This is a genomic window from Flavobacterium urumqiense (genome assembly GCF_900108015.1).
Classification (GTDB): Bacteria; Bacteroidota; Bacteroidia; order Flavobacteriales; family Flavobacteriaceae; genus Flavobacterium; species Flavobacterium urumqiense.
The window spans coordinates 112190-132694 of sequence record NZ_FNVP01000008.1 but is presented as its reverse complement, the minus strand read 5'-3'; the positions used below and the strand labels follow the sequence as shown (position 1 = coordinate 132694).

Sequence of the window (20505 nt, the reverse complement as noted above, 5' to 3'; positions counted from 1 at the left end):
TTTTCTAACGAAAATTATCCTTTTATAATTGAATTTTAAATTTAAAAATATGTGAATTATATAAATTTAATATGAAGTTTTATACTATTTTTTACTTTAAATGCTTGAACTTTAGACTATTGTAATTAAATAATTATAGGTAGTTTATTTGTGATTTCATATTTTATAAAAAATTAAAAAAATCATCATGAAAAGGTCAAAAAGATTAGGAATTTGGATGGATCATTCTATTGCCCATTTAATGGAATTTACTTCTAAACATTTTGAGATAGTAACGATCGAATCAAAATTGACAAATGAAGTAAAAAAAGAAAGATCGTCTGTGAGCGAAAAAACAATGCACAATAAAAAGAAAAAACTTCTTTTAGATTATTATAAGAAATTGAGTGAAGCTATAAAAGATTATGAACAAGTAATACTCTTTGGTCCTACTAATGCTAAAATCGAGTTTTTTGATCTTATAAGTGAAGACATTCGTTTTCTTAAAATAAAATTCGAAATAAAAAATACCGATAAAATGACCGAGAATCAACAGCATGCTTTTGTACAAGAATATTTTTCACATGCTTAATTTATAAAAGAACATATTTCCCTGATAAACAATAAAAACATGCAATTAAAAAATTTAGGAATAGCAATGGTCATAATAGGAATAGTTATGATGGCGTATACTGGTTTCAATTATGTTACTACTGAAAAAGTGGTAGACTTTGGTCCAATTCAAGTAAATAAAGAGGTAAATCATCCTATAAATTGGTCCCCAATTGTTGGAATAGTATTAGCTGTTGGAGGCATTGTTCTCATTGTATCAAGTAAGAAAAAAGATTGAAATTTGATTAACAGCTAATTAATTGCCATTATTTTTACATTAAATCTGTGAATAATATAACATTTAACAAAAGTTATGTAAATCAAAAAATTGTAATCCTGATGATATTTGCCTGCTGATATTTAGGTGACCTAAACATCTTACACCAAATATATGAATACAAAAAAATCAATTCAAAGTAATCGTAAAGAGTTAAGAAAGCAATACACTATTTGCCTTATAGTTTATTTGCTGATGATTAATTTTATTTTCCAAATTACACTCTCCTTTTCACCTTTACTGAATTTGGTGATATTGTTACCTGCCATTTTTATAATTCATCATTTATTTGTCTCTATTTTGCATACAACTGCTTCTTTATTAGTCCCTAATAAATTGGTGGATTATTATCGTAGTAATGTTAAATTACACGATGTGCCCAATGAACAAATGAGTGCGGTTCTTTTCCCAATTTAAAAGAAAACGTAATAACAGTATATAATTTACTAACCCAATAAATATATTATTTTGATTATTTATTTAAAGAATACTTTTAACGATGTAGGTAAAGTTTCGCTGTTTGCGACGCGCTTTTTCAAAGAAGTTTTTAAACCTCCTTATGAATTCAAAGAGTTCGTTAAGCAATGTTACGTTATTGGATATAAATCCTTACCATTAGTGGCAATTACAGGCTTTATTATGGGATTGGTACTTACGCTTCAATCGAGACCAACATTGGCAAAATTTGGAGCTGAATCCTGGCTGCCAGGAATGGTCGCCCTTTCTCTAATAAGAGAGATTGCTCCAGTGATTACAGCCTTAATCTGTGCCGGGAAAGTTTCGTCAGGTATTGGGGCCGAACTAGGTTCAATGAAAGTTACTGAACAAATTGATGCTATGGAAGTAGCAGCTATTAATCCTTTTAAATACCTGGTAGTTACAAGAATTTTAGCCACTACGCTTATGATTCCTATTTTAGTGATATTTGCTGATGCTATTGGGATGTTAGGAGGATATATTGGCGTGAATATGCATAGCGAAATTAATCTAACCCGCTATACCTCTCAAGTTTTTGAATCGTTAGCCTTTTTAGATATTGTACCAGCAACAATTAAAACATTTTTCTTTGGTTTTTTTATTGGAATGATTGGCTGTTATAAAGGATTTACTGCCGCTAACGGAACTGAAAGCGTTGGTTTAGCAGCAAACTCTGCAGTAGTTACTGCTTCATTAACTATATTCATTATTGATATGTTGGCAGTGCAGATAACTGATTTATTCTTCTAAAATGATACAAGAGAAAAAAAATATAGATACTCCTGCCCTACCAGTTAACGAAGCTCCAATAATAGAAATTACAGACTTGCATAAATCCTTTGGAAAAAATCAGGTATTAAAAGGAGTGAATTTAATTGTAAATAAAGGAGAAAACTTAGTAATATTAGGGAAATCCGGATCTGGAAAATCAATAACTATTAAATGTGTAGTGGGATTGGTCGTTGCAGATAAAGGGAAAATAAAAGTATTTGATACGGACATAACCAAACTGGATAATGCTCAGCTTAATGAGATTAGAGTCAGAATTGGATTTCTTTTTCAAAATGCAGCTTTATATGACTCGATGAGCGTTCGGGAGAACCTTGGTTTTACCTTAAAACGACATGTAACGAATTTATCCTCGGAAGAATTAGAGGCTCAAATCGTAGAAGTTCTAGAAAGTGTTGGCTTAGCTGATGCTATTGATAAAATGCCTTCGGAATTATCCGGCGGTATGCGCAAAAGGATTGGACTTGCACGCACACTAATTCTTAAACCTGAAATAATATTGTATGACGAACCTACAACAGGATTAGACACGATAACATCACGAGAAATAAGCGAATTAATATTGGAAATACAGAAAAAAAATAAAACTTCTTCTATTATTATTACTCATGATATGGCCTGTGCAAAACACACCGCTGACCGACTCATGATTTTGAAAGATGGGATAATTCATGCTGAAGGCAGCTATGAAGAATTAGAGAAAAGTGACGACGAATGGGTGCGTTCTTTTTTTATTTAAAAATTAAAATAATAATTAAAAATATAAATTATGAATAAAGAATCTGGGTTCCAATGGAAATTGGGAATGTTTGTAATAATTGGATTAGTCCTTTTTGTAAGTACTATATATTTTGTTGGAAAACAGAAAAATCTTTTCGGTTCAACATTTAATTTAAAATCTAATTTCAAAAGTGTAAGTGGTCTCGAAATAGGAAATAATGTACGCTTTGCCGGAATTAATATTGGTACCGTAAGTGATATTCAATTAAAAACTGATTCATCTGTAGTAGTAGTCTTTGTGATTAAAGATGAAGTACGAAAGTTTATTAAAACTGACGCAACAGCAAGTATTGGTTCTGACGGATTAATGGGAGATAAAGTATTAACCATATCTCCTGGAATTGCCTCTACTAAAATTGTTGAGGACAATGACTTAATTGCCTCCAAAATACCAATAGATATGGAAGATGTGATGGGTAGCGTTAAAAAAAGCGTAGATAATGCCGGTATTATTACGGCACAACTTGCTCAATTTACGTATAACATGAACAATGGAAATGGAACTTTATCAAAATTAATGACAGATAAAGAAATGGCCGGCAGTATAAAAAAATCACTGCTGAACCTTGAAACCACTTCCAATGAATTTGCTTCATTCACCAATAAAATGAACAATGGAGATGGAGCTTTATCAAAATTAGTGACGGATAAGAAAATGGGTAAAATGGTAGACTCTACGATGAAAAATATCGAAGAAACAACCAAAGGATTTACGGAAATTACGGAGGCCGCAAAACATAATTTTTTATTGAGAGGTTACTTTAAGAAAAAGGAAAAAGCCGAAGATAAAAAACAGGAAGAATTAGATAGTAAAGAAGAAGCAGAACTGAAAAAGGCTATGAAGATGGCTGAAGATAGTGCCGCTGCTGTCAAAAAATAAATTTTTTAGATAAAATTTTTCTAAAAAGTATTATTAAAAAAAATCAGACTAATATGGAAAATATAGTAAAAATAAAATCTATAAAAACTGTCGCACATGATGTGTTGCAAATCCAAACAACCAAACCGGAGGCTTACAGCTTTTTACCAGGACAAGCCACGGAGTTATCAATTAACACAACTGAATGGCAAAGTAAAAAAAGACCTTTCACCTTCACAAGTCTACCAGAGGATGACTATTTAGAATTCACTATAAAAATATATCCATCACACAAAGGAGTTACCAACGAACTTTTAAAATTAAAAAAAGAGGATGAGTTAATTTTACATGAAGTATTTGGTTATATCTCGTACAAAGGTGAAGGTATATTTATAGCGGGAGGAGCGGGCGTTACCCCTTTTATATCCATTTTCAGGCATCTTAAATCGATAAATAAAATTGGTAATAACAAACTGATTTTTGCTAATAAAACTAAAGATGATATAATATTAGAAGATGAATTTAAAGCATTACTAGGCAATAATTTCATTAACATTTTATCACAAGAAAAACGTACTGGATATGAGTATGGTCAAATCAATGAAAATTTTATTAAAATCAACCTAAAAGGGGATGATGAATTATTTTACCTCTGCGGACCTCCACCAATGATGGAAGCAATGGAAAAGTATTTATTAGTTTTAAATGTCAAAAAAGACCGCATTGTAAAGGAAAAATTTTGATATATAAGAAAAGTCTTAAATCATTGTTGTTTTAAAGTGTGAATCCTACAACTTAATACTAAAGTTATGTAACAGATCGTTTTACTGTTGCCATTACCTTTACCAAATAATAAAAAGTATTTTAAAACAATAAAAACAATCGAAAATGAAAAAAATGAAAATTATTCTATCTTTAATCGTATTGGGGATTATTATGATCTCTTGCAACAACAACGATGACACAGCTTCAAGTTATCCATATGCTGTAAAAATGACAGATGCTCCTGGTCCATATCAACAAGTAAATGTTGACTTATTAGGTGTAGAAGTGACTGGAGATGCTGGAGAAACGGTGACGTTGAATGTAAAGAAGGGAATTTATAACCTACTTGATTTGACTAATGGAAAAACTAAACTTATTGCTACTGATACCTTACAAATTTCTAAGGTAGCACAAATTAGACTTATACTTGGAACAAGGAATACGGTAGTTGTAGATAATACAACTTATCCTTTGAGTACTCCAAGCGCTGAGCAATCAGGATTAAAACTTCAAGTACACCAAACTCTTCAACAAGGTATTTTGTATAATGTTTTACTTGATTTTGATGCTAACAAATCTATTGTGAATACAGGAAATGGAGCGTATAAATTGAAACCTGTTGTTAGAACAATTGTAGCGGCTGAAAGCGGTAACATAAAAGGAAAAATTACACCAGTAGGTAGTTCAGCTGTAGTAACGGCTGTTGATGTTCTAACGGGTTTATCGTATTCTACAAGCGTAAGTGCAACTGGTGAATTTTTAGTTATGGGGCTTCCTTCAGGAACTTACAACGTAACTATCACTCCTGTTTTACCTTTATTGCCTGTAACAAAAAGCACTATCGTAGTGACAGCAGGTAATACATATGATTTAGGACCAATTGCATTTTAAAAAGCATTATGATTCTATTAAAAAAACACTTAATTTATTATAAATTGAGTGTTTTTTTTTACAAGAATAAAATCAAAATTTTAAATATTCCAAAGAGTAGATATTCTAAAATATAATTATAAGATATCGCGAAATATTTAATGTTATTAAAAATAAAAAAATTATGAAAACTGAAATCGAAATCGAAGAAGCTATTCTTAAAATTACAATGAAAATTAAAACGGAATATCCTGAACTATCTAAATACTTGGAAGAAATGCCAGTAACCGTTCCTGATACCAAAAATCCAGAGATAAATATTAAAATTTTACAGGATTATTACAATTCTTTGGAGTCGTTGTTAAAAAAATATACGCTAAAATAATACCAATATAAATAATTACTTTTATTTTTTTTAAAAGCAACTATAATATAAACGTGAATATTAAATTTCTGAAATAATAAATGTCACTTTTATATTGTTATTCTTTTTATAATTTAAAAATCAAACTTATAATTGATGGTTAAAATTTATAGTCATTTAGAAAGTGTTTTTGAAAAACTCACTTCTGTAGCAACAAGTATTCTTGGTAATTCAATTACCTTTATTATTGCATTAGCTCTAGTATTATATTGGTGGATTAACAGCTTTTTCGCTACGCAAGATATGCATCAAATTATTGGGGATATAATTTTTGGAACCACTTTTTTAAGTTTATTTATTATTCAAAAATCATTTAATAAATTTTCAGCGTCATTGCATTTGAAAATTAACGAACTGGTTTCATCTCACGATACAGCTAGTAATGCAGTAATGAATGTTGAAGCAAAAACAGAAAGAGAAATAACGGAACTTTCGAAAGAATACAGTGAACTTGCCGAAAAAATCAAAGAACTGGATGATGAAATTGATATAATTGATGACGAAATTAAGTCTGAATAATTTGGTAAATAAAATACATTTTCTTAAAATGTGTGAAAGATATAACTTTTGAGAAAAATTGTATAAACTGTTTTATCGGTTATTCATCGAACTTTGTAAAATCATGAAAAGTTTTTCGTGGTATAAATAAATCAAAATGAACACGGAAGAATCAAAAGGAAATTGGGATCAACAAAAAGAAAAATTAAAACAAAAATTTGCTGCTTTGACTGATAATGATATTTTATTTAAAGAAGGAACAAAAGAAGAAATGATTTCAAAACTTCAAAAAAAACTGGGTAAAACTAGAGAAGAATTACTAAAAATCATTGAAGGACTATAGATATAATTCATAAGTTAACAGTCAATAACTATATTTATTACCAATTTTTTAATTACCAACATAACACTGTTTTATTTTTTCAGTGAACAAATTAACTTCCTTAAAACGTTATCGATTGATTTGAAATTATCCTACAATTAAATTTGTTATTATCCATTACTCCAAATAAATCCTAAAGTTTAGACAATGAAGAAAACAATTTATACACTAGCCGCATTAACTTTAATGACAGCGACAGTAATACTGGGATGTAATAGTTCTCCTAAAAGAGAAGAAGAGGCAAAAGATGATGTAGCTGACGCGAGAGAAAACACGGAAGATGCCAAAGAAAAATTAATGATGGCAAAAAAAGAAGCAAATGCCGAGGAATGGAAAAAAATCAAAAAAGAGACTAATATAAGAATCATTGACAATGAAATTAGAATCGGGAAATTGAAAGATAAAATAATAAAATCAGGAACTTCGATTGATACTTTGTACAGTAAAAAAATTCAAGAACTGGAACAAAAAAATAAGGATATTAAGATTAAAGTGGACAGTTATAAAAACAATACCAGTGATGATTGGGAACTATTTAAACGAGAATATAATCATGATATCGAGCAACTTAATCGAGAAATAAAAGAAATGACGGTTACAACAAAAAATAATTAATATTCTAAAGGTGAGTTAAATAACTCGCCTTTTTTTATGCTTTATAATTTATTTAAAAAAAATAAATTTATTTTACAAACCCACAAAGTATGCAGTAAGTGTGAATAATATAAGTTTTACAAAAAGTTTTGTAACTCTTTTCTCCTCAATCGTGACCACCTTTGTAAAACAACAAAAACACATTAAAAATAAATTAGATGAAAAATTCAAGAAAAATAATTTTAGCGTCATTATTATTGACCTTTATAAGTTACACAAATAGTAACGCTCAAAGCAACGTTGCAAAGTTTGGTGTAAAAGGAGGAGTTAACTTCTCTAATTTATATACCGACAATGCAGATGACGAAAATGTATTAACTGGTTTTAACATCGGTTTATATGCTAAAGTTCCGGTAACCAATTCTATTTCTATTCAACCTGAAGTTTATTACACTGGGAAAGGTGCTGAAGTAGTTTATAACAATGTGTTTGCTTCTGGAACTGCAAAATTCAAATTAAATTATATTGAAGTACCGGTTATGTTGGTTGCAAATGTTACAAAAAACTTCAATGTGCAAGTAGGACCTTATGCTGGTTACTTGATCAGTGGTAAAACTACAAATGAATCTGGAACTTATAATTTCCAAGACAATATAAACACGGATGATTTCAATAAAATTGATGCTGGTGTTGCAGCTGGTCTTGGGTTTGATTTAGAAACTGTTAGTTTTGGAGTAAGATACAATTATGGTCTTACAAAAGTAGGAAAAGAAAGAAATTATTCTGGCACAAACTATACTTTTCCTGACGGTAAAAATAGTGTCTTAAGTTTTTATGGGGCTTTCTCATTCAACTAGTACAAATCATAAATAAATTTTAAAAAAACATAAATTACTATAATACAGTCAATTAAATTTTTTAAATTTAAATAAAAATTAATAATTAACAATTAAAAACAAAAATCATGAGCAACCTCCTTTACACAATCGCAGTAATTTTAGTCATTTTTTGGGCAATTGGGTTCTTTGCATATAGTGCAGGATCGATAATACATATACTCTTAGTTATCGCAGTAATTGCAATAATATTGAGACTTATACAAGGAAGAAGATTATAAAAAATAGAAAGCAAATTTTAAAAAAATAAATTATGAAAACAGATAAAGTAATATTAGGTATATTAGGTGGTGTTGCAGCCGGAGCATTATTAGGAATTTTATTTGCACCCGAAAAAGGAGACAAAACAAGAAGAAGACTTATGGATAAAAGTAATGATTATAGTGATGAGTTAAAAGACAAATTAGATACATTATTAGGGACTATTACTAATAAATATGAAAAAATTTGGAAAGAAGGAGAAAATTTACTTTCTCAAGGAAAATCAAAATTTGATGATGCTAAAGATGCAGGAAAAACAATGTTTGATGATGCTAAGGCTGAAGGACAAACAAAATTTGGTGATTTTAAAAACGAAATAAAAAATTCAAATATTTAATTCTATTTGAATACTAAAATTTTATAATCAATAAGCTTAAAATTTAAATCATGGACAACCAGGCAACAACAATAGAAACGCTTTTTGAAAGAGCACAGGATTACACCCGGACTACTGTAGAATTAACAAAACTGACTGTTATTGATAAATCTGCAGATGTTTTATCCTCAATGTTATCGAGATTAACCGTTATCATTGTTGCTGCCATGTTTGCCCTATTAATTAATATGGGACTTTCTATATGGATAGGCGAATTACTAGGAAAGACCTATTATGGTTATTTTGTAGTTGGCAGTGCCTATTTTATTTTAGCTATTCTAATAAATAGCTTTAAAGATCAATGGATTAAATTACCGGTGAATAGTTTCATAATTGCAAAAATGTTAAAAAAAAGTTAGTATGAAAAAGAGGAACGAAACTGATACTTTAAAGGAAACTATCGCTTTATTAGAATACAGACAGAGACAAGAATTAAGAATACTTAAAGAACAATTTGAAGTAACTTATGATAGTATAAAGCCTTTAAACATTATAAAAAGGGTATTCTCAGAAATGACAACATCACCTGACTTAAAAGGAAATTTACTTAGTAATGTTATTGGAATTGCTACAGGCTACTTAACCAAAAAAATATTGGTGAGATCAAGTCATAATCCATTCAAAAGAATATTAGGTAATGTATTACAATTTGCAATCACTAACATAGTTTCTAAGCGCACCGATCCTTCAAAGTCAAGCGAATTGCTGCAATAGCTTACATTGCAAAATAGTTCTATTGTTCTGATTACATTTTAAGAATCAAATAAATTTTTTATTAATATTGGAATAAAAAAGATCGAAAGATCGTGTCTGATAAGTTTTTTATCTAATTATTTTAAATAAAAAATGATGATTACCCTAAAAAAAATGATTTAATTTATTACAATAAAACCTTTTTTATTCAAAATAAAGAGAAATAAAATTATGTAATACAATTATATATTATTGACAGGGAACATGAATGTTAAATCCAAGAAATAGCAAAACTTACTGCTGCTGAATTGGATAATTCAAAAAAAAAGCTTGACTTTCAGAATCAAAAGAAAGAAAAAAAAAGAGCTCAAGAACTAATACCTCTTAATAAAAAACTATCCTTCAAGAATTGCGTAATAGCGCTTCAAATTGTGGACCTTTTGTTATATATAATAACGAAAAAGAAAAGCGAGCAGCTGAATTAATAATGGCTAACAGGGAACTTATTTTTTAAAACCAAGAAAAAGAAAAAAGAGCAAAAGAATACCTTTTAGCAAATAAAAAACTTAAAAAAGCCAAAGAATATCAAAAAGAATATCAAAAAGAATACAAAAAAAGGATTGAAAAAATGGTGTTTATGACCTATGTACAGTTAGACTGCCTAAACCCAATATTTTTAGAGTACCTCAACTCTTGGATCAAAATACAAATTCTCCAGAAGAACTAAAAGAATACTTAGATTATATTAAACAATCTTCTTTCGCCTTGAATAACTTTACAAAATACCTTACGCCTTTTACTTCTGAACTATGAAAAAGGGGCGAAATAAATTTATAAAAGACTCGCAATTACTATTTATAAGTTTCCTATTTTAAGACAATAATATTAAATCGGAAATTATAATTTCAAATTGTGCTTTATTGTTTTTATTTCTTTATTTTTCTATTTCCTGTTACTTTGCAAATTACAAATTTGCAAAAACTTTCCAAGGAGATTTTCAAGATGGTAGATCCTAATTTTTCAAATATTTTTTTTTAAAAATTTATAAAATAACCCGTTAGTACAGTTTTTGCTTTATTATTCTTATAAAAATATTAATTAAAACTTATTATTGTATTGAACAGTATCAAATACGACATAGAAAATAATCTACCTTTTACTGTAGTGATCAAACTTCTCTTTTTTCGTAAAAAAATGACCATTATTTTGAATTAAACTTTAAGTTTTTTTTTAGATTTTTTTTTAGATTTTTTTATATCCAGTTATACCAAAATAATCAAATAAACACAAATTATTAATTATCAGCAGTTTATAAATTATTATAAATTTCAGATATGTGAATTTTACAATCTAATTTTTTTATTATGTAATAGATTTAATTTATAATAATCGGATCTTCGTTGTAAATAATTTCTTAACCTAAATAACATGAAAACAAAAAATTTACTTTTAACCCTTGCAATAGTGTTTATTGCATTCTTTTCTGGCTGCGCCGAAGATGATTTCGTAGAGACAGTAGGGGTTTGTCCAGTCGTAATATCAACAATTCCTGCCAACGGCGCTTTAGAAGTTCCATTTAATCAGATAATCTCGGCAACTTTTAATGAAGTGATGAATCAATCAACGATTGATGAATCTACTTTTATTGTTAAAAAGGCTGACGGAACAGCTGTAAAAGGTAAAGTCGCGTACAGCGGAACTACAGCTACCTTTACTCCGGCAAGTCCTCTTAGTCCTAAGACAACTTACACAGGTAGAATTACAACTGGAGTTAAAGATGTAGACGGTAATGCGCTTCAGCAAGATTATGTCTGGACATTTTCTACCGGGTTGATTATTGTTCCTACAGTGATTAGTACAGATCCTGCAGATCTAGCCACAAACGTTCCTTTAAATAAAACGATTACTGCTACATTTAGTGTACCAATGGATCCTTCAACTATTATTAGCCCAGCTACTACTTTTACTTTAAAACAAGGTACAACAGTAATTGCAGGAGTTGTTACTTATAGTGGTACAACCGCTTCATTTAAACCTACAAGTCCATTAAACCTTAATACTGTATATACTGCAACCATAACTACGGGCGCAAAAAGTCTATCACAAGGAGAGCCATTAGCGGTAAATAAAGTATGGAGTTTTACAACAGTATCTGCACCAACAGTAACTGCAACTGACCCTCGTGACAACGATATAGAAGTGAATTTAAACAAAACTATTACTGCTACCTTCGACTTGGCAATGGATCCTGCTAGTATTATTAATCCTACTACTTTTACTTTAAGACAAGGTACAACAGTAATTGCAGGAGTAGTTACTTATACTGGAGGTAACACTGCTTCATTTAACCCGGTTAATTCACTTGATCCAGGACTTACTTATACAGCTACAATAACAACAGGCGCTAAAAGTACATTTGGTATTCCATTAGCGAATGACTATGTATGGAAATTCACTACAGCAGTTGTTGCTACTCCACCTATTACAGTTTCAAGTGGTTTGTTTTTTGGAGTTTTTGGTGGAAATGCAGGAATTACAAATCAAGGATTATTTACTGTAGTAAATGGTGCAATAGGTACGACAGCTGCTTCATCTTTAGTAACAGGTTTTACAGATGGTACCAATGGAGATGTTTATACCAAAACCCCATTAAATAATGGAGTTGTTACTGATGGAATATTTACAGATGCTCCTGCACCAGGAAATGCAACTAAGGCAGCAACTGCATTAGCTGGATTGAATGCAGCAAGAGATCTTTACAACAGTATTTCTCCTGCTTCAATGCCGGGCGGAGTCGCTAATCCGGGAGCTGGAGAACTAGGTGGATTAACGTTAGCTCCTGGTATTTATACGGCTTCTAGCTCTTTTGCAATAACTAACGGAAATCTAGTATTAAATGCTAATGGAGATCCAAATGCAAAATGGTACTTTCAAGCACCTTCTTCTTTAACAGTAGGTGATTCGGCTCCAAGTAGTGTTACATTTTTAAACGGTGTAGGTAATCCTAATAATGTATATTGGTATGTTGGTAGTACAGCTGTTATTAACTACGCCGGTGGTGGAGTTATGGTTGGAAACATTATAGCCAATTCTGGAGTGACTTTGTCTTCTCCTGCTAATAGTACAAATCCTTTTTTAACAGTGCTAAATGGTAGAGCGATATCTTTAGTAGCTTCAGTTACTATGGTAAATACAACAATTAATGTGCCTAACTAGGTCATAGTTAAAAAGTTTTACAACCCAACTATTTTATCCCGTCTTCGGACGGGATATATTAAAAAATGACATAAACAAATAATAACATGCAAAAAATAATAAATTTAAAAAAGGGCTCATGCTTAGCACAGTCCTCCAATAACCTAACCATAAAAAGCGTTGCAATAGTTGCTCTATCTTGGTTAAGTTTCCAAACTTCTCTTCAAGCACAGGAAGCACAAGTAGTTAAATACACAAAACCTTCTTGGTTCTTTGGCGTAGCGGGTGGAGCTAATTTTAATTTCTATCGTGGTTCTACTCAACAGTTGAATGCTAGTTTTAAACCACCAGTTGCGTTCCACGACGGATTTGGCGCAGGACTTTTCATTGCACCACTTTTAGAATATCGTCCTGCTGATTCAAGATGGGGTATTATGTTACAAGCAGGTTATGATAGCCGTAAAGGTGATTTTGATCAAGTTGTTACTCCATGTGACTGCCCGGCGGATTTATCTACAAAACTTAGTTACATTACTGTAGAACCTAGTTTGCGTTTTGCACCATTTAAATCTGATTTTTATTTATACGGAGGTCCACGTTTAGCTTTCAATATGGATAAATCATTTACTTACCAATTAGGTATTAATCCAGCTTATCCTGATCAAGCGCCTTCTGCTGCAGTAACAGGTGATTTCGATAATATCAATAAAACTCTTATTTCAATGCAAATTGGAGCAGGATACGATATTCCACTTTCATCAGATAGCAACAAAACACAATTTGTATTGTCTCCTTTTGTTTCTTTCCAACCTTATTTTGGTCAAAATCCACGTTCAACTGAAACATGGAATAATACTACTGTAAGAGCGGGTGTTGCATTAAAATTTGGACAAGGACAAAATATTCAAGAGTCTACAGATATGGTAAAAGATGGTGACGTTCAGTTCACAGTAAACTCTCCTAGTAATGTTCCAGGAGAAAGAAGAATGACTGAAATTTTTCCACTTAGAAACTATGTATTTTTCAATGCGGGATCTACTGAAATACCAAATCGTTATGTTTTATTAAACAAAGATCAGGTTAAAGATTTCAAAGAAGACCAATTAGAAGTATTTGCTCCAAAAACTTTATCAGACCGTTCAAAACGTCAGATGATTGTTTATTACAATGTTCTAAACATCCTTGGAGACCGTATGCAAAAAAATCCTTCAGCAACAATTACTTTGGTGGGTTCATCAGAAAAAGGTCCAGATGACGGAGCTGCAATGGCAGAATCAATCAAAACTTATTTGGTAAATATATTTGCTATTAATCCTTCTAGAATTACTACTAAAGGACAAAACAAACCAAATATCCCATCAGAACAACCAGGTGCAAAATTAGAACTTGAACTTCTTCGTGAAGGAGATCAAAGAGTTTCAATTGAAAGTAATTCTGCTGATTTATTGATGGAATTTCAAAGTGGACCAGATGCGCAATTGAAACCTGTAGTGATTAATGCGCTACAAGAAGCACCTTTAGAAAGCTATGTTACTATAGAAAATAAAGGAGCCAAAGAAACTTTATCTTCATGGTCAGTTCAAATGACGGATGAAAAAGGAAAAGTACAATCTTTTGGACCTTACAGCGAAGACGTAGCAAGTATTTCTGGAAAATCAATTTTAGGAGACAGACCAGAAGGAGATTTTAAAGTAAAAATGGTAGGTCAATTAAAAAGTGGTAAAATTATAGAAAAAGAAACCACTATGCATGTTGTGCTTTGGACACCTGCCAAAATTGAAGAAGGTATTAGATATAGCATTATTTATGAATTTAATAAATCTAAAGCGATTGCTATCTATGAAAAATACTTAACAGAAATTGTTACACCTAAAATTGCTGTAGGAGCAACTGTTATTATTCATGGTCATACCGATATTATTGGTGAGGAAGCTCATAATATTGATTTATCTTTAGCTCGTGCTAATGATGTTAAAGGTATTCTTGCAAGTGCTTTATCTAAAGCTGGTAGAAATGATGTAAAATTTGAAGTAAACGGATTTGGAGAAGATGAAAATAAATCTCCTTTTGAGAACAAAACTCCAGAGGAACGTTTTTATAACCGTACAGTAATAATTGATATTATTCCCGTAAAGTAATTTAGTTAGTTAATATTTATTGAATACCTAAAAGGATAGAAACTTAAAAGTCTATCCTTTTTTTATGCGAAATTTTAAATTTCAACCCTTTTATAATGAATAAATTACCAGCTAAACAATCAATTATTTTTTAAAATTTTATAAAATAATGATTACCTAAAACTTAAAACAGAAGAATTTTTAAAAAAAATTATTATTTTTACCATTCATTTTATGTTAATATGATCGAAAACGAGAAAACCTTAATCAAATTTTATACTGCAATTGCAAATGCTGATACCAAAACAATGTGCAAATTTTATCATGGCGATTTACAGTTTCGTAATCCTGTCTTAGGTTTACTAAAAGGGAATGATGTTTGCGAAATGTGGAAAATGTTGATCAAAAAAAGTAAAGGAGAAATAAAAATTGAATTTTCTGATATAAAAGCAACTGAATATATCGGTTCTGCACAATGGATTGCAACCTACAACTTTAGCCAAACTAATAGAAAAGTTGTTAATGTTATTCAGTCTCAATTTCAGTTTAAAGACGGATTAATTATAAAGCAAACCGATGAGTTTGATACTTGGAAATGGTCCAAACAAGCTTTTGGAATTACCGGATATTTATTAGGTTGGACTGGCTTTTTTCAGAAAAAAATACAAAAACAAGCACTGTTATCATTGAAGAAGTACAAAGAAAATGTAAATGCCAATTGAAAGTTTAAAAATACTTTTCAACCGAGATTTGAATAAATCAAAAATTGAAATTGAGCCGAACCAAAATGAAAGTGATAGTTGGAAAATTCAGAAAGGAAAAGCCAATTCAGTCGGGAATCTTTGTCTCAATTTGGTAGAAAAACTTAATACCTATATTGGAGCTAAATTTTGGAAAACCGGACATATCAGAAACAAAGCACTCGAATTTTCATTCTAAGATATTCCTAAATCTGAATTATTAAAAAAAATTAAAGAAACTAAATCTGTTGTCGACATAACACTTAGTTAAGTAACAGATAAAATGTTACATAGAGAAGATCCCCTTTTTGCTTTTTGAAACAAAAATGACAACTGAATTCTTTTGATTCATTTAACTACTCACCTGACCTATATTTTGTGGCAAATTAATTACCACAAACCGAAGGTGACCTCATGACAAATAATCGAAACATATAATTATGGTTAAAAACGGCTAATCGATTTAAAAATTGTACTTTTATTACTAGTATTGTTTATGAGAACACTTATTAAAGTTAGGGCAGAAATAAAAGTTATAATACGATAAAAGTATGGAACCGTTTCCAAATATACCCAACTCAGTTACTTCAAAAAGAACTTATTCAGCTCTTGAAATATTTCAGTTGATAGTATTTTCTTCCATAATACTTTACTTTGGAAAAACACTATTTATTCCTTTGAGTTTTTCATTACTCATTGGTTTTATTCTATACCCCGTTTGCAATTGGATGGAAACAAAAGGCATTTACAAAGGTACAGCCATTTTTATCTCTATTTTAGGCGTGACACTTTTAGCGGGTTCTATCATTTATTTATTGTTCGTACAGTTCTCCGAATTTCTTCAAGAATGGGAATCTTTAAGAGCCAAACTGAACGAATCGATACATCAATTAAGTATTTTTATCGTAGAAAGATTTAATATTAGTCTGGAAAAACAAACGGAATTCATTAATAATACGCTCAAAGATTCTGGTTCACTAGCTTTTTCAATGTTACGAAATACCGCATACTCATTATCTACATCAGTATTTTTTTTAATAATGATTCCTGTTTTTTCGTCATTAATACTTTTCCATCGCCAGTTGTTATCAAATGCTCTATATGAGCTTTTCCCTATGGAGCGAAAAAATACGATACACGAAATTCTCATTGAAACCATTCATGAATATTACAATTTCATCAAAGGAATGTTAATAGTTTATGTAATAGTTGGATTATTAAACAGCATTGGACTTTGGATAATTGGAGTGCCAAATCCCTTTCTGTTTGGTTTTATCGCCTCAATCCTCACTTTTATTCCGTATGTTGGAATCATAATATCTTCGCTCTTGCCCATTGCAGTTTCCTGGATAACGTACAATTCTATTTGGTATCCATTAGCCGTTATTGCTGTTTTTTCTATTGTCCAAGCACTTGAAGCCTATATTATTTTTCCTTTTGCAGTAGGAAGCCGTTTAAAAATAAATACACTTGTCATTATTATTGTAGTAATCGTTGGAGGCATTATTTGGGGAGCAGCAGGAATGATTCTGTTTATTCCATTCATAAGCATCATCAAGTTGATTGCGGACCGTACACCTAGCTTAAAGACATTATCCGTTTTATTGGGAGACGGTGACCAAAAGAAAACTTCAAAATAATCTATTTCAAAAGGCCAAAATCAAACGTCCAATCCAACTCTTTCTTGTACCATAAATGCCCTACTGAAACTTCTAGCGGACAGTCAAAATTATTGGTATAAAGTGCTCCGGTTCCTAATCCTTGAGGCATTAAATTATGTTGTAAAAAGGTCCACTGCGCAATAGCGTTCAGTCCAATATTGCTCTCCAATGCGGAAGTAATCCACCACCCGATTTTATGTTTTTCAGCCAATGAAATCCATTCTTGAGTACCTCGAAAACCGCCCACAAAACTAGGTTTTAAAATAATGTATTGTGGCTGGATTTTCTCCAGTAATTGCTCTTTTTCTGCCAAAGCAAACACACCGATCAGCTCTTCATCCAAAGCAATAGGAAAAGGAGTAGTTTTACACAGATCTGCCATCCTGTCAGTCTGATTTTTTTGTATCGGTTGCTCGATACTATGTAATTTAAATTCAGATAATTGCATTATTTTATCTAAAGCTAAATCTACAGCAAAAGCACCATTCGCATCAACCCGAATTTCAATTTGCTCCGGAGTGAAATGTTCCCGAATAAAACGTAATAATTGTAGCTCTTTATCGAAATCTATTGCTCCAATTTTGAGTTTAATGCATCGGAAACCCTGCGCTAGTTTTTCCTCAATTTGCTGCTTCATAAACAACTCCTCGCCCATCCAAACTAAACCGTTTATTAAGATGGATTTTGTACCGTTTGTGAAGTCCGAAGGAAACAACAAAAAAGGAGTTTCACTTTCCAAAGATTGGAACGCCATTTCCACTCCAAACTGTATCGAAGGAAACTCCAATAACGCCTCCCAAAGTTGATCTTTTCCCAAGTGAATATTATCACAAGTCCATCGTAATTTTTCTTCATAATCCGGACGATCGTCAATGCTCAATCCGCGAAGGATTCCGCATTCTCCTATTCCTTTTTTACCGTCTTGTTCTAAGACAATAAACCAAGTTTCTTTTTCAGTCATAACGCCACGCGAAGTTCCTGATGGTCGTTTGAAATCTAGAATATATTTGTGGTAGGTTGCTTTCAAGAAATTATAAATTATGAGTTATTTTAATATAGTAAACTTGTAGCTCACTAATTTTATCAAAACTTAAATGTCTTATATGGTAAAAAAAATTAATCGCTTTCTTAAAACATACAAGGCATTTACTTTTTAAAGTTTAATTTATTTATCCATCAACTTCAAAACTCTTTCAAAATCATTGGAAGTTATTCCCGCTTTTTTGAAAGCAGCGAAATCTTGTTTTACTTTTTGAGTCCAACCCAAACTATCCGTTACATTTTGCGACTGATACTCTTTATAAATCGCTTTTGCAGCCGCGTAATTATCATTCAATAAATAGGCATGCGCTAAATTGAGTTGTATCAATAATTCCGTATGATCAAGCTTCTCGCCTTCTTTCAGAAATTTAATCGCTTTCCCGTATTGCTTGGTCAAAAGATAGCTATTCCCAATAGAATTATAATCTAAAGCAGTTGCTTTTCCGTCGTTGATTATTGTTGTAAGTTTCTGAATGGCTTCGCCTTGCTTTCCTTGTTTTGCTAATCCTGCAGCTTGCTTGCGCAAATCATTATACACACTTTTAGAAAGATTGCTTTCACCAAAACAACTAGTACCAAAATCTTTAAACGCTTTAGCGCGTTCTACGGCCAATAATTTTTGGAATTCCTTAAACTTGTACTTCGATTGGATTTTATCGAGAATACAAACGCAAAAATCATCTGAATTGGTCATTTTTTGAGCCAAATTAGAGGTCTTACATTGATCGATGATTGCTTTTCTGTTTTTAAGCGTCCAGCCACGACTCAGTTTGTTATCGACCCACGGCACCACTTCCAGAATAATTTTTTGATTCATGATCCAATTTTTACTTTCGAAACCAAACCATAAATTTCCCGTATTTAATTGCATACAACTGGATTTCTCTGTAGAAAGGCGCTTGGCATCTTTACTGATTGGCATATCTTGAAATAAACAAGCATCATCTGTTTTTCCGTTTTCTTTGTATTTTGTGGCTAAGTCAGCGGTAGAAAAAACTGCATACTTGCATTTGTCGTCTCCAGAGATTTTAGATAAGATAAAAACCGCTCCAGCCGAACCTTGACTGATTCCTGTAGGATCCGGAATGGCTTTTAAAACCGAAATCAAACTACCTGCCATTTGCTGATTTTTATCCAAAAGCGTTATTCTATAAACGACTTCGGTAGTTCCTTCAGGAAAATCTTGTGTTTTTATAATGATTCTGTCTCTGGCAGAAACTGAAATTTCTTCGGTTGTAGCGCGCGCTTTATCCCAATAGCCGTCTTTTTGTGCGAAAACGGTATTTACAGTAATTAAAAACAGAAATAAAACGATGAAATTCTTTTTATGCATGATTGATATAAAATTTAAACAGTAAGCGCACGAAGTTTTCGCAAAGTTCACTTATCAATTTATTACTATCAAGCCCTAGCCCAGATAGCAGTGAAAATCCTTTTATCACTATTTAAGGGTTTCGAACCCTGAAATAGTGATAAAAGATTGCAACGAATAGCTGGATTAGCTCCAAATAAAAATTACAATTCGATAAAATCCCCTATTTCCAATAACATCAAATCTTTTCCTTTATCGAAGAATTTGCGAATGGATTCTTCATGATTGATTTCGATATAACCAAAAGTGTCGTAGTGATACCCGAGGATTTTATCGCAATCCAAGAAATCAGAAGCTATAATCGCATCTTCGACATCCATGGTAAAATTATCACCTATTGGCAAAATTGCTAAGTCGAGTTTGGTGCGCATAGGAATGAGTTTCATATCCATAGTAAGCGCCGTATCACCCGCAATATATACGTTTTTATGTTCACCTTCAATGACAAAACCGCCCGAATTTCCACCGTAACTTCCGTCAGGAAAAGAACTCGAATGTATGGCATTTACATATTTCAGTTTCCCAAAATCAAAATTCCAGCTTCCGCCGTGATTCATAGGATGCGATTGAAACCCTTTTGCGCCATAATAACCTGCAATTTCAGCATTGGAAATAATTACCGCATTGGTTCTTTTGGCAATTGCCTCGACATCCAGAATATGATCTCCGTGCGCATGCGTTACTAAAATATAATTGGCTTTTAAGGTGTCAATGTCGATATGCGCTGCCTTTGGATTAGCCGAAATATAAGGATCTACAATGATGTGTCTGCCGCCAACTTCTATACCCAATGAAGCGTGTCCGTAAAATGTTATTTTCATTTTTTTTAATTTAAAAATTGAATGAT

At 31.5% G+C, this 20505-nt stretch carries 25 protein-coding genes; 22 read left to right on the top strand and 3 right to left on the bottom strand.

The window, feature by feature from the left end; genetic code table 11:
• Positions 1 to 187 precede the first annotated feature (187 nt).
• The 22 genes from C4S35_RS10925 to C4S35_RS10820 all read left to right on the top strand — a co-directional run bounded on the left by C4S35_RS10925 (position 188) and on the right by C4S35_RS10820 (position 17224).
• Positions 188 to 571: a hypothetical protein gene (locus tag C4S35_RS10925; RefSeq protein WP_104000199.1), complete on the top strand. Its 384-nt coding sequence runs from the start codon at positions 188 to 190 to the stop codon at positions 569 to 571.
• A 66-nt stretch (positions 572 to 637) separates the two neighbouring features.
• A complete protein-coding gene (locus C4S35_RS10920) occupies positions 638 to 829 on the top strand; it encodes a hypothetical protein (protein ID WP_244175252.1) in 192 nt (63 codons plus the stop codon).
• A gap of 153 nt (positions 830 to 982) precedes the next feature.
• A complete protein-coding gene (locus tag C4S35_RS10915; RefSeq protein ID WP_146059537.1) occupies positions 983 to 1285 on the top strand; it encodes a hypothetical protein in 303 nt (100 codons plus the stop codon).
• A gap of 51 nt (positions 1286 to 1336) precedes the next feature.
• Positions 1337 to 2095, top strand: a complete 759-nt coding sequence (locus C4S35_RS10910) for an MlaE family ABC transporter permease (RefSeq protein ID WP_104000196.1) — start codon at positions 1337 to 1339, stop codon at positions 2093 to 2095.
• 1 nt (position 2096) lies between these two features.
• Positions 2097 to 2873 carry an ABC transporter ATP-binding protein gene (locus tag C4S35_RS10905; RefSeq protein ID WP_104000195.1) on the top strand — a complete coding sequence of 259 codons (777 nt, stop codon included), beginning with the start codon at positions 2097 to 2099 and terminating at the stop codon, positions 2871 to 2873.
• Positions 2874 to 2903: 30 nt separating this feature from the next.
• On the top strand, positions 2904 to 3794 hold the full coding sequence (locus tag C4S35_RS10900; RefSeq protein WP_104000194.1) for an MlaD family protein: 891 nt from the start codon (positions 2904 to 2906) through the stop codon (positions 3792 to 3794).
• A 53-nt stretch (positions 3795 to 3847) separates the two neighbouring features.
• Entirely contained in the window at positions 3848 to 4516 is a 669-nt protein-coding gene (locus tag C4S35_RS10895; RefSeq protein ID WP_104000193.1) for a ferredoxin reductase domain-containing protein, read from the top strand.
• Positions 4517 to 4661: 145 nt separating this feature from the next.
• Positions 4662 to 5429 carry a DUF4382 domain-containing protein gene (locus tag C4S35_RS10890; protein ID WP_104000192.1) on the top strand — a complete coding sequence of 256 codons (768 nt, stop codon included), beginning with the start codon at positions 4662 to 4664 and terminating at the stop codon, positions 5427 to 5429.
• Between the two features lie 163 nt (positions 5430 to 5592).
• The gene (locus tag C4S35_RS10885; RefSeq protein WP_104000191.1) at positions 5593 to 5793 is read left to right on the top strand and encodes a hypothetical protein; all 201 of its coding nucleotides are present in this window, start codon (positions 5593 to 5595) and stop codon (positions 5791 to 5793) included.
• 135 nt (positions 5794 to 5928) lie between these two features.
• Positions 5929 to 6351, top strand: coding sequence for a low affinity iron permease family protein (locus C4S35_RS10880; protein WP_104000190.1), 423 nt, complete (start codon positions 5929 to 5931; stop codon positions 6349 to 6351).
• A gap of 136 nt (positions 6352 to 6487) precedes the next feature.
• Positions 6488 to 6673 carry a CsbD family protein gene (locus C4S35_RS10875; protein WP_104000189.1) on the top strand — a complete coding sequence of 62 codons (186 nt, stop codon included), beginning with the start codon at positions 6488 to 6490 and terminating at the stop codon, positions 6671 to 6673.
• 186 nt (positions 6674 to 6859) lie between these two features.
• Entirely contained in the window at positions 6860 to 7327 is a 468-nt protein-coding gene (locus C4S35_RS10870; RefSeq protein WP_104000188.1) for a hypothetical protein, read from the top strand.
• A 197-nt stretch (positions 7328 to 7524) separates the two neighbouring features.
• Positions 7525 to 8163: a porin family protein gene (locus C4S35_RS10865; protein WP_104000187.1), complete on the top strand. Its 639-nt coding sequence runs from the start codon at positions 7525 to 7527 to the stop codon at positions 8161 to 8163.
• Between the two features lie 107 nt (positions 8164 to 8270).
• Positions 8271 to 8423 (top strand): lmo0937 family membrane protein, encoded by a 153-nt coding sequence (locus tag C4S35_RS10860; RefSeq protein WP_104000186.1) that lies wholly within the window; start codon positions 8271 to 8273, stop codon positions 8421 to 8423.
• Positions 8424 to 8455: 32 nt separating this feature from the next.
• A complete protein-coding gene (locus C4S35_RS10855; protein WP_104000185.1) occupies positions 8456 to 8800 on the top strand; it encodes a YtxH domain-containing protein in 345 nt (114 codons plus the stop codon).
• A 50-nt stretch (positions 8801 to 8850) separates the two neighbouring features.
• The gene (locus C4S35_RS10850) at positions 8851 to 9198 is read left to right on the top strand and encodes a hypothetical protein (protein ID WP_104000184.1); all 348 of its coding nucleotides are present in this window, start codon (positions 8851 to 8853) and stop codon (positions 9196 to 9198) included.
• Position 9199: 1 nt separating this feature from the next.
• Complete coding sequence (locus C4S35_RS10845; protein ID WP_104000183.1) at positions 9200 to 9553, top strand: hypothetical protein; 354 nt, start codon at positions 9200 to 9202, stop codon at positions 9551 to 9553.
• A 1407-nt stretch (positions 9554 to 10960) separates the two neighbouring features.
• Complete coding sequence (locus C4S35_RS10840) at positions 10961 to 12748, top strand: Ig-like domain-containing protein (protein ID WP_104000182.1); 1788 nt, start codon at positions 10961 to 10963, stop codon at positions 12746 to 12748.
• Between the two features lie 86 nt (positions 12749 to 12834).
• A complete protein-coding gene (locus C4S35_RS10835; protein WP_104000181.1) occupies positions 12835 to 14865 on the top strand; it encodes an OmpA family protein in 2031 nt (676 codons plus the stop codon).
• A gap of 221 nt (positions 14866 to 15086) precedes the next feature.
• A complete protein-coding gene (locus tag C4S35_RS10830) occupies positions 15087 to 15566 on the top strand; it encodes a nuclear transport factor 2 family protein (protein WP_104000180.1) in 480 nt (159 codons plus the stop codon).
• A complete protein-coding gene (locus C4S35_RS16280) occupies positions 15556 to 15783 on the top strand; it encodes a hypothetical protein (protein WP_341865131.1) in 228 nt (75 codons plus the stop codon). Before C4S35_RS10830 ends, C4S35_RS16280 begins: the two co-directional genes overlap by 11 nt.
• A 352-nt stretch (positions 15784 to 16135) precedes the next feature.
• Positions 16136 to 17224, top strand: coding sequence for an AI-2E family transporter (locus C4S35_RS10820; protein WP_104000179.1), 1089 nt, complete (start codon positions 16136 to 16138; stop codon positions 17222 to 17224).
• A gap of 1 nt (position 17225) precedes the next feature.
• Here the strand turns inward: C4S35_RS10820 and C4S35_RS10815 are convergent, their stop codons facing one another.
• The 3 genes from C4S35_RS10815 to C4S35_RS10805 all read right to left on the bottom strand — a co-directional run bounded on the left by C4S35_RS10815 (position 17226) and on the right by C4S35_RS10805 (position 20479).
• On the bottom strand, positions 17226 to 18272 hold the full coding sequence (locus C4S35_RS10815; protein ID WP_104000178.1) for an o-succinylbenzoate synthase: 1047 nt from the start codon (positions 18270 to 18272) through the stop codon (positions 17226 to 17228).
• Between the two features lie 138 nt (positions 18273 to 18410).
• A complete protein-coding gene (locus C4S35_RS10810) occupies positions 18411 to 19619 on the bottom strand; it encodes a tetratricopeptide repeat protein (protein WP_104000177.1) in 1209 nt (402 codons plus the stop codon).
• A gap of 182 nt (positions 19620 to 19801) precedes the next feature.
• Positions 19802 to 20479 carry a metal-dependent hydrolase gene (locus tag C4S35_RS10805; protein WP_104000176.1) on the bottom strand — a complete coding sequence of 226 codons (678 nt, stop codon included), beginning with the start codon at positions 20477 to 20479 and terminating at the stop codon, positions 19802 to 19804.
• Between the last annotated feature and the right edge of the window lie 26 nt (positions 20480 to 20505).

Coding starts and splice junctions, on each gene's coding strand:
- C4S35_RS10925 (WP_104000199.1), top strand. CDS start 188: ATGAAAAGGTCAAAAAGATTAGGAATTTGGATGGATCATTCTATTGCC.
- C4S35_RS10820 (WP_104000179.1), top strand. CDS start 16,136: ATGGAACCGTTTCCAAATATACCCAACTCAGTTACTTCAAAAAGAACT.
- C4S35_RS10875 (WP_104000189.1), top strand. CDS start 6,488: ATGAACACGGAAGAATCAAAAGGAAATTGGGATCAACAAAAAGAAAAA.
- C4S35_RS10895 (WP_104000193.1), top strand. CDS start 3,848: ATGGAAAATATAGTAAAAATAAAATCTATAAAAACTGTCGCACATGAT.
- C4S35_RS10905 (WP_104000195.1), top strand. CDS start 2,097: ATGATACAAGAGAAAAAAAATATAGATACTCCTGCCCTACCAGTTAAC.
- C4S35_RS10860 (WP_104000186.1), top strand. CDS start 8,271: ATGAGCAACCTCCTTTACACAATCGCAGTAATTTTAGTCATTTTTTGG.
- C4S35_RS10880 (WP_104000190.1), top strand. CDS start 5,929: ATGGTTAAAATTTATAGTCATTTAGAAAGTGTTTTTGAAAAACTCACT.
- C4S35_RS10840 (WP_104000182.1), top strand. CDS start 10,961: ATGAAAACAAAAAATTTACTTTTAACCCTTGCAATAGTGTTTATTGCA.
- C4S35_RS10855 (WP_104000185.1), top strand. CDS start 8,456: ATGAAAACAGATAAAGTAATATTAGGTATATTAGGTGGTGTTGCAGCC.
- C4S35_RS10865 (WP_104000187.1), top strand. CDS start 7,525: ATGAAAAATTCAAGAAAAATAATTTTAGCGTCATTATTATTGACCTTT.
- C4S35_RS10810 (WP_104000177.1), bottom strand. CDS start 19,619: ATGCATAAAAAGAATTTCATCGTTTTATTTCTGTTTTTAATTACTGTA.
- C4S35_RS10900 (WP_104000194.1), top strand. CDS start 2,904: ATGAATAAAGAATCTGGGTTCCAATGGAAATTGGGAATGTTTGTAATA.
- C4S35_RS16280 (WP_341865131.1), top strand. CDS start 15,556: ATGCCAATTGAAAGTTTAAAAATACTTTTCAACCGAGATTTGAATAAA.
- C4S35_RS10845 (WP_104000183.1), top strand. CDS start 9,200: ATGAAAAAGAGGAACGAAACTGATACTTTAAAGGAAACTATCGCTTTA.
- C4S35_RS10805 (WP_104000176.1), bottom strand. CDS start 20,479: ATGAAAATAACATTTTACGGACACGCTTCATTGGGTATAGAAGTTGGC.
- C4S35_RS10835 (WP_104000181.1), top strand. CDS start 12,835: ATGCAAAAAATAATAAATTTAAAAAAGGGCTCATGCTTAGCACAGTCC.
- C4S35_RS10870 (WP_104000188.1), top strand. CDS start 6,860: ATGAAGAAAACAATTTATACACTAGCCGCATTAACTTTAATGACAGCG.
- C4S35_RS10885 (WP_104000191.1), top strand. CDS start 5,593: ATGAAAACTGAAATCGAAATCGAAGAAGCTATTCTTAAAATTACAATG.
- C4S35_RS10890 (WP_104000192.1), top strand. CDS start 4,662: ATGAAAAAAATGAAAATTATTCTATCTTTAATCGTATTGGGGATTATT.
- C4S35_RS10850 (WP_104000184.1), top strand. CDS start 8,851: ATGGACAACCAGGCAACAACAATAGAAACGCTTTTTGAAAGAGCACAG.
- C4S35_RS10830 (WP_104000180.1), top strand. CDS start 15,087: ATGATCGAAAACGAGAAAACCTTAATCAAATTTTATACTGCAATTGCA.
- C4S35_RS10920 (WP_244175252.1), top strand. CDS start 638: ATGGTCATAATAGGAATAGTTATGATGGCGTATACTGGTTTCAATTAT.
- C4S35_RS10915 (WP_146059537.1), top strand. CDS start 983: ATGAATACAAAAAAATCAATTCAAAGTAATCGTAAAGAGTTAAGAAAG.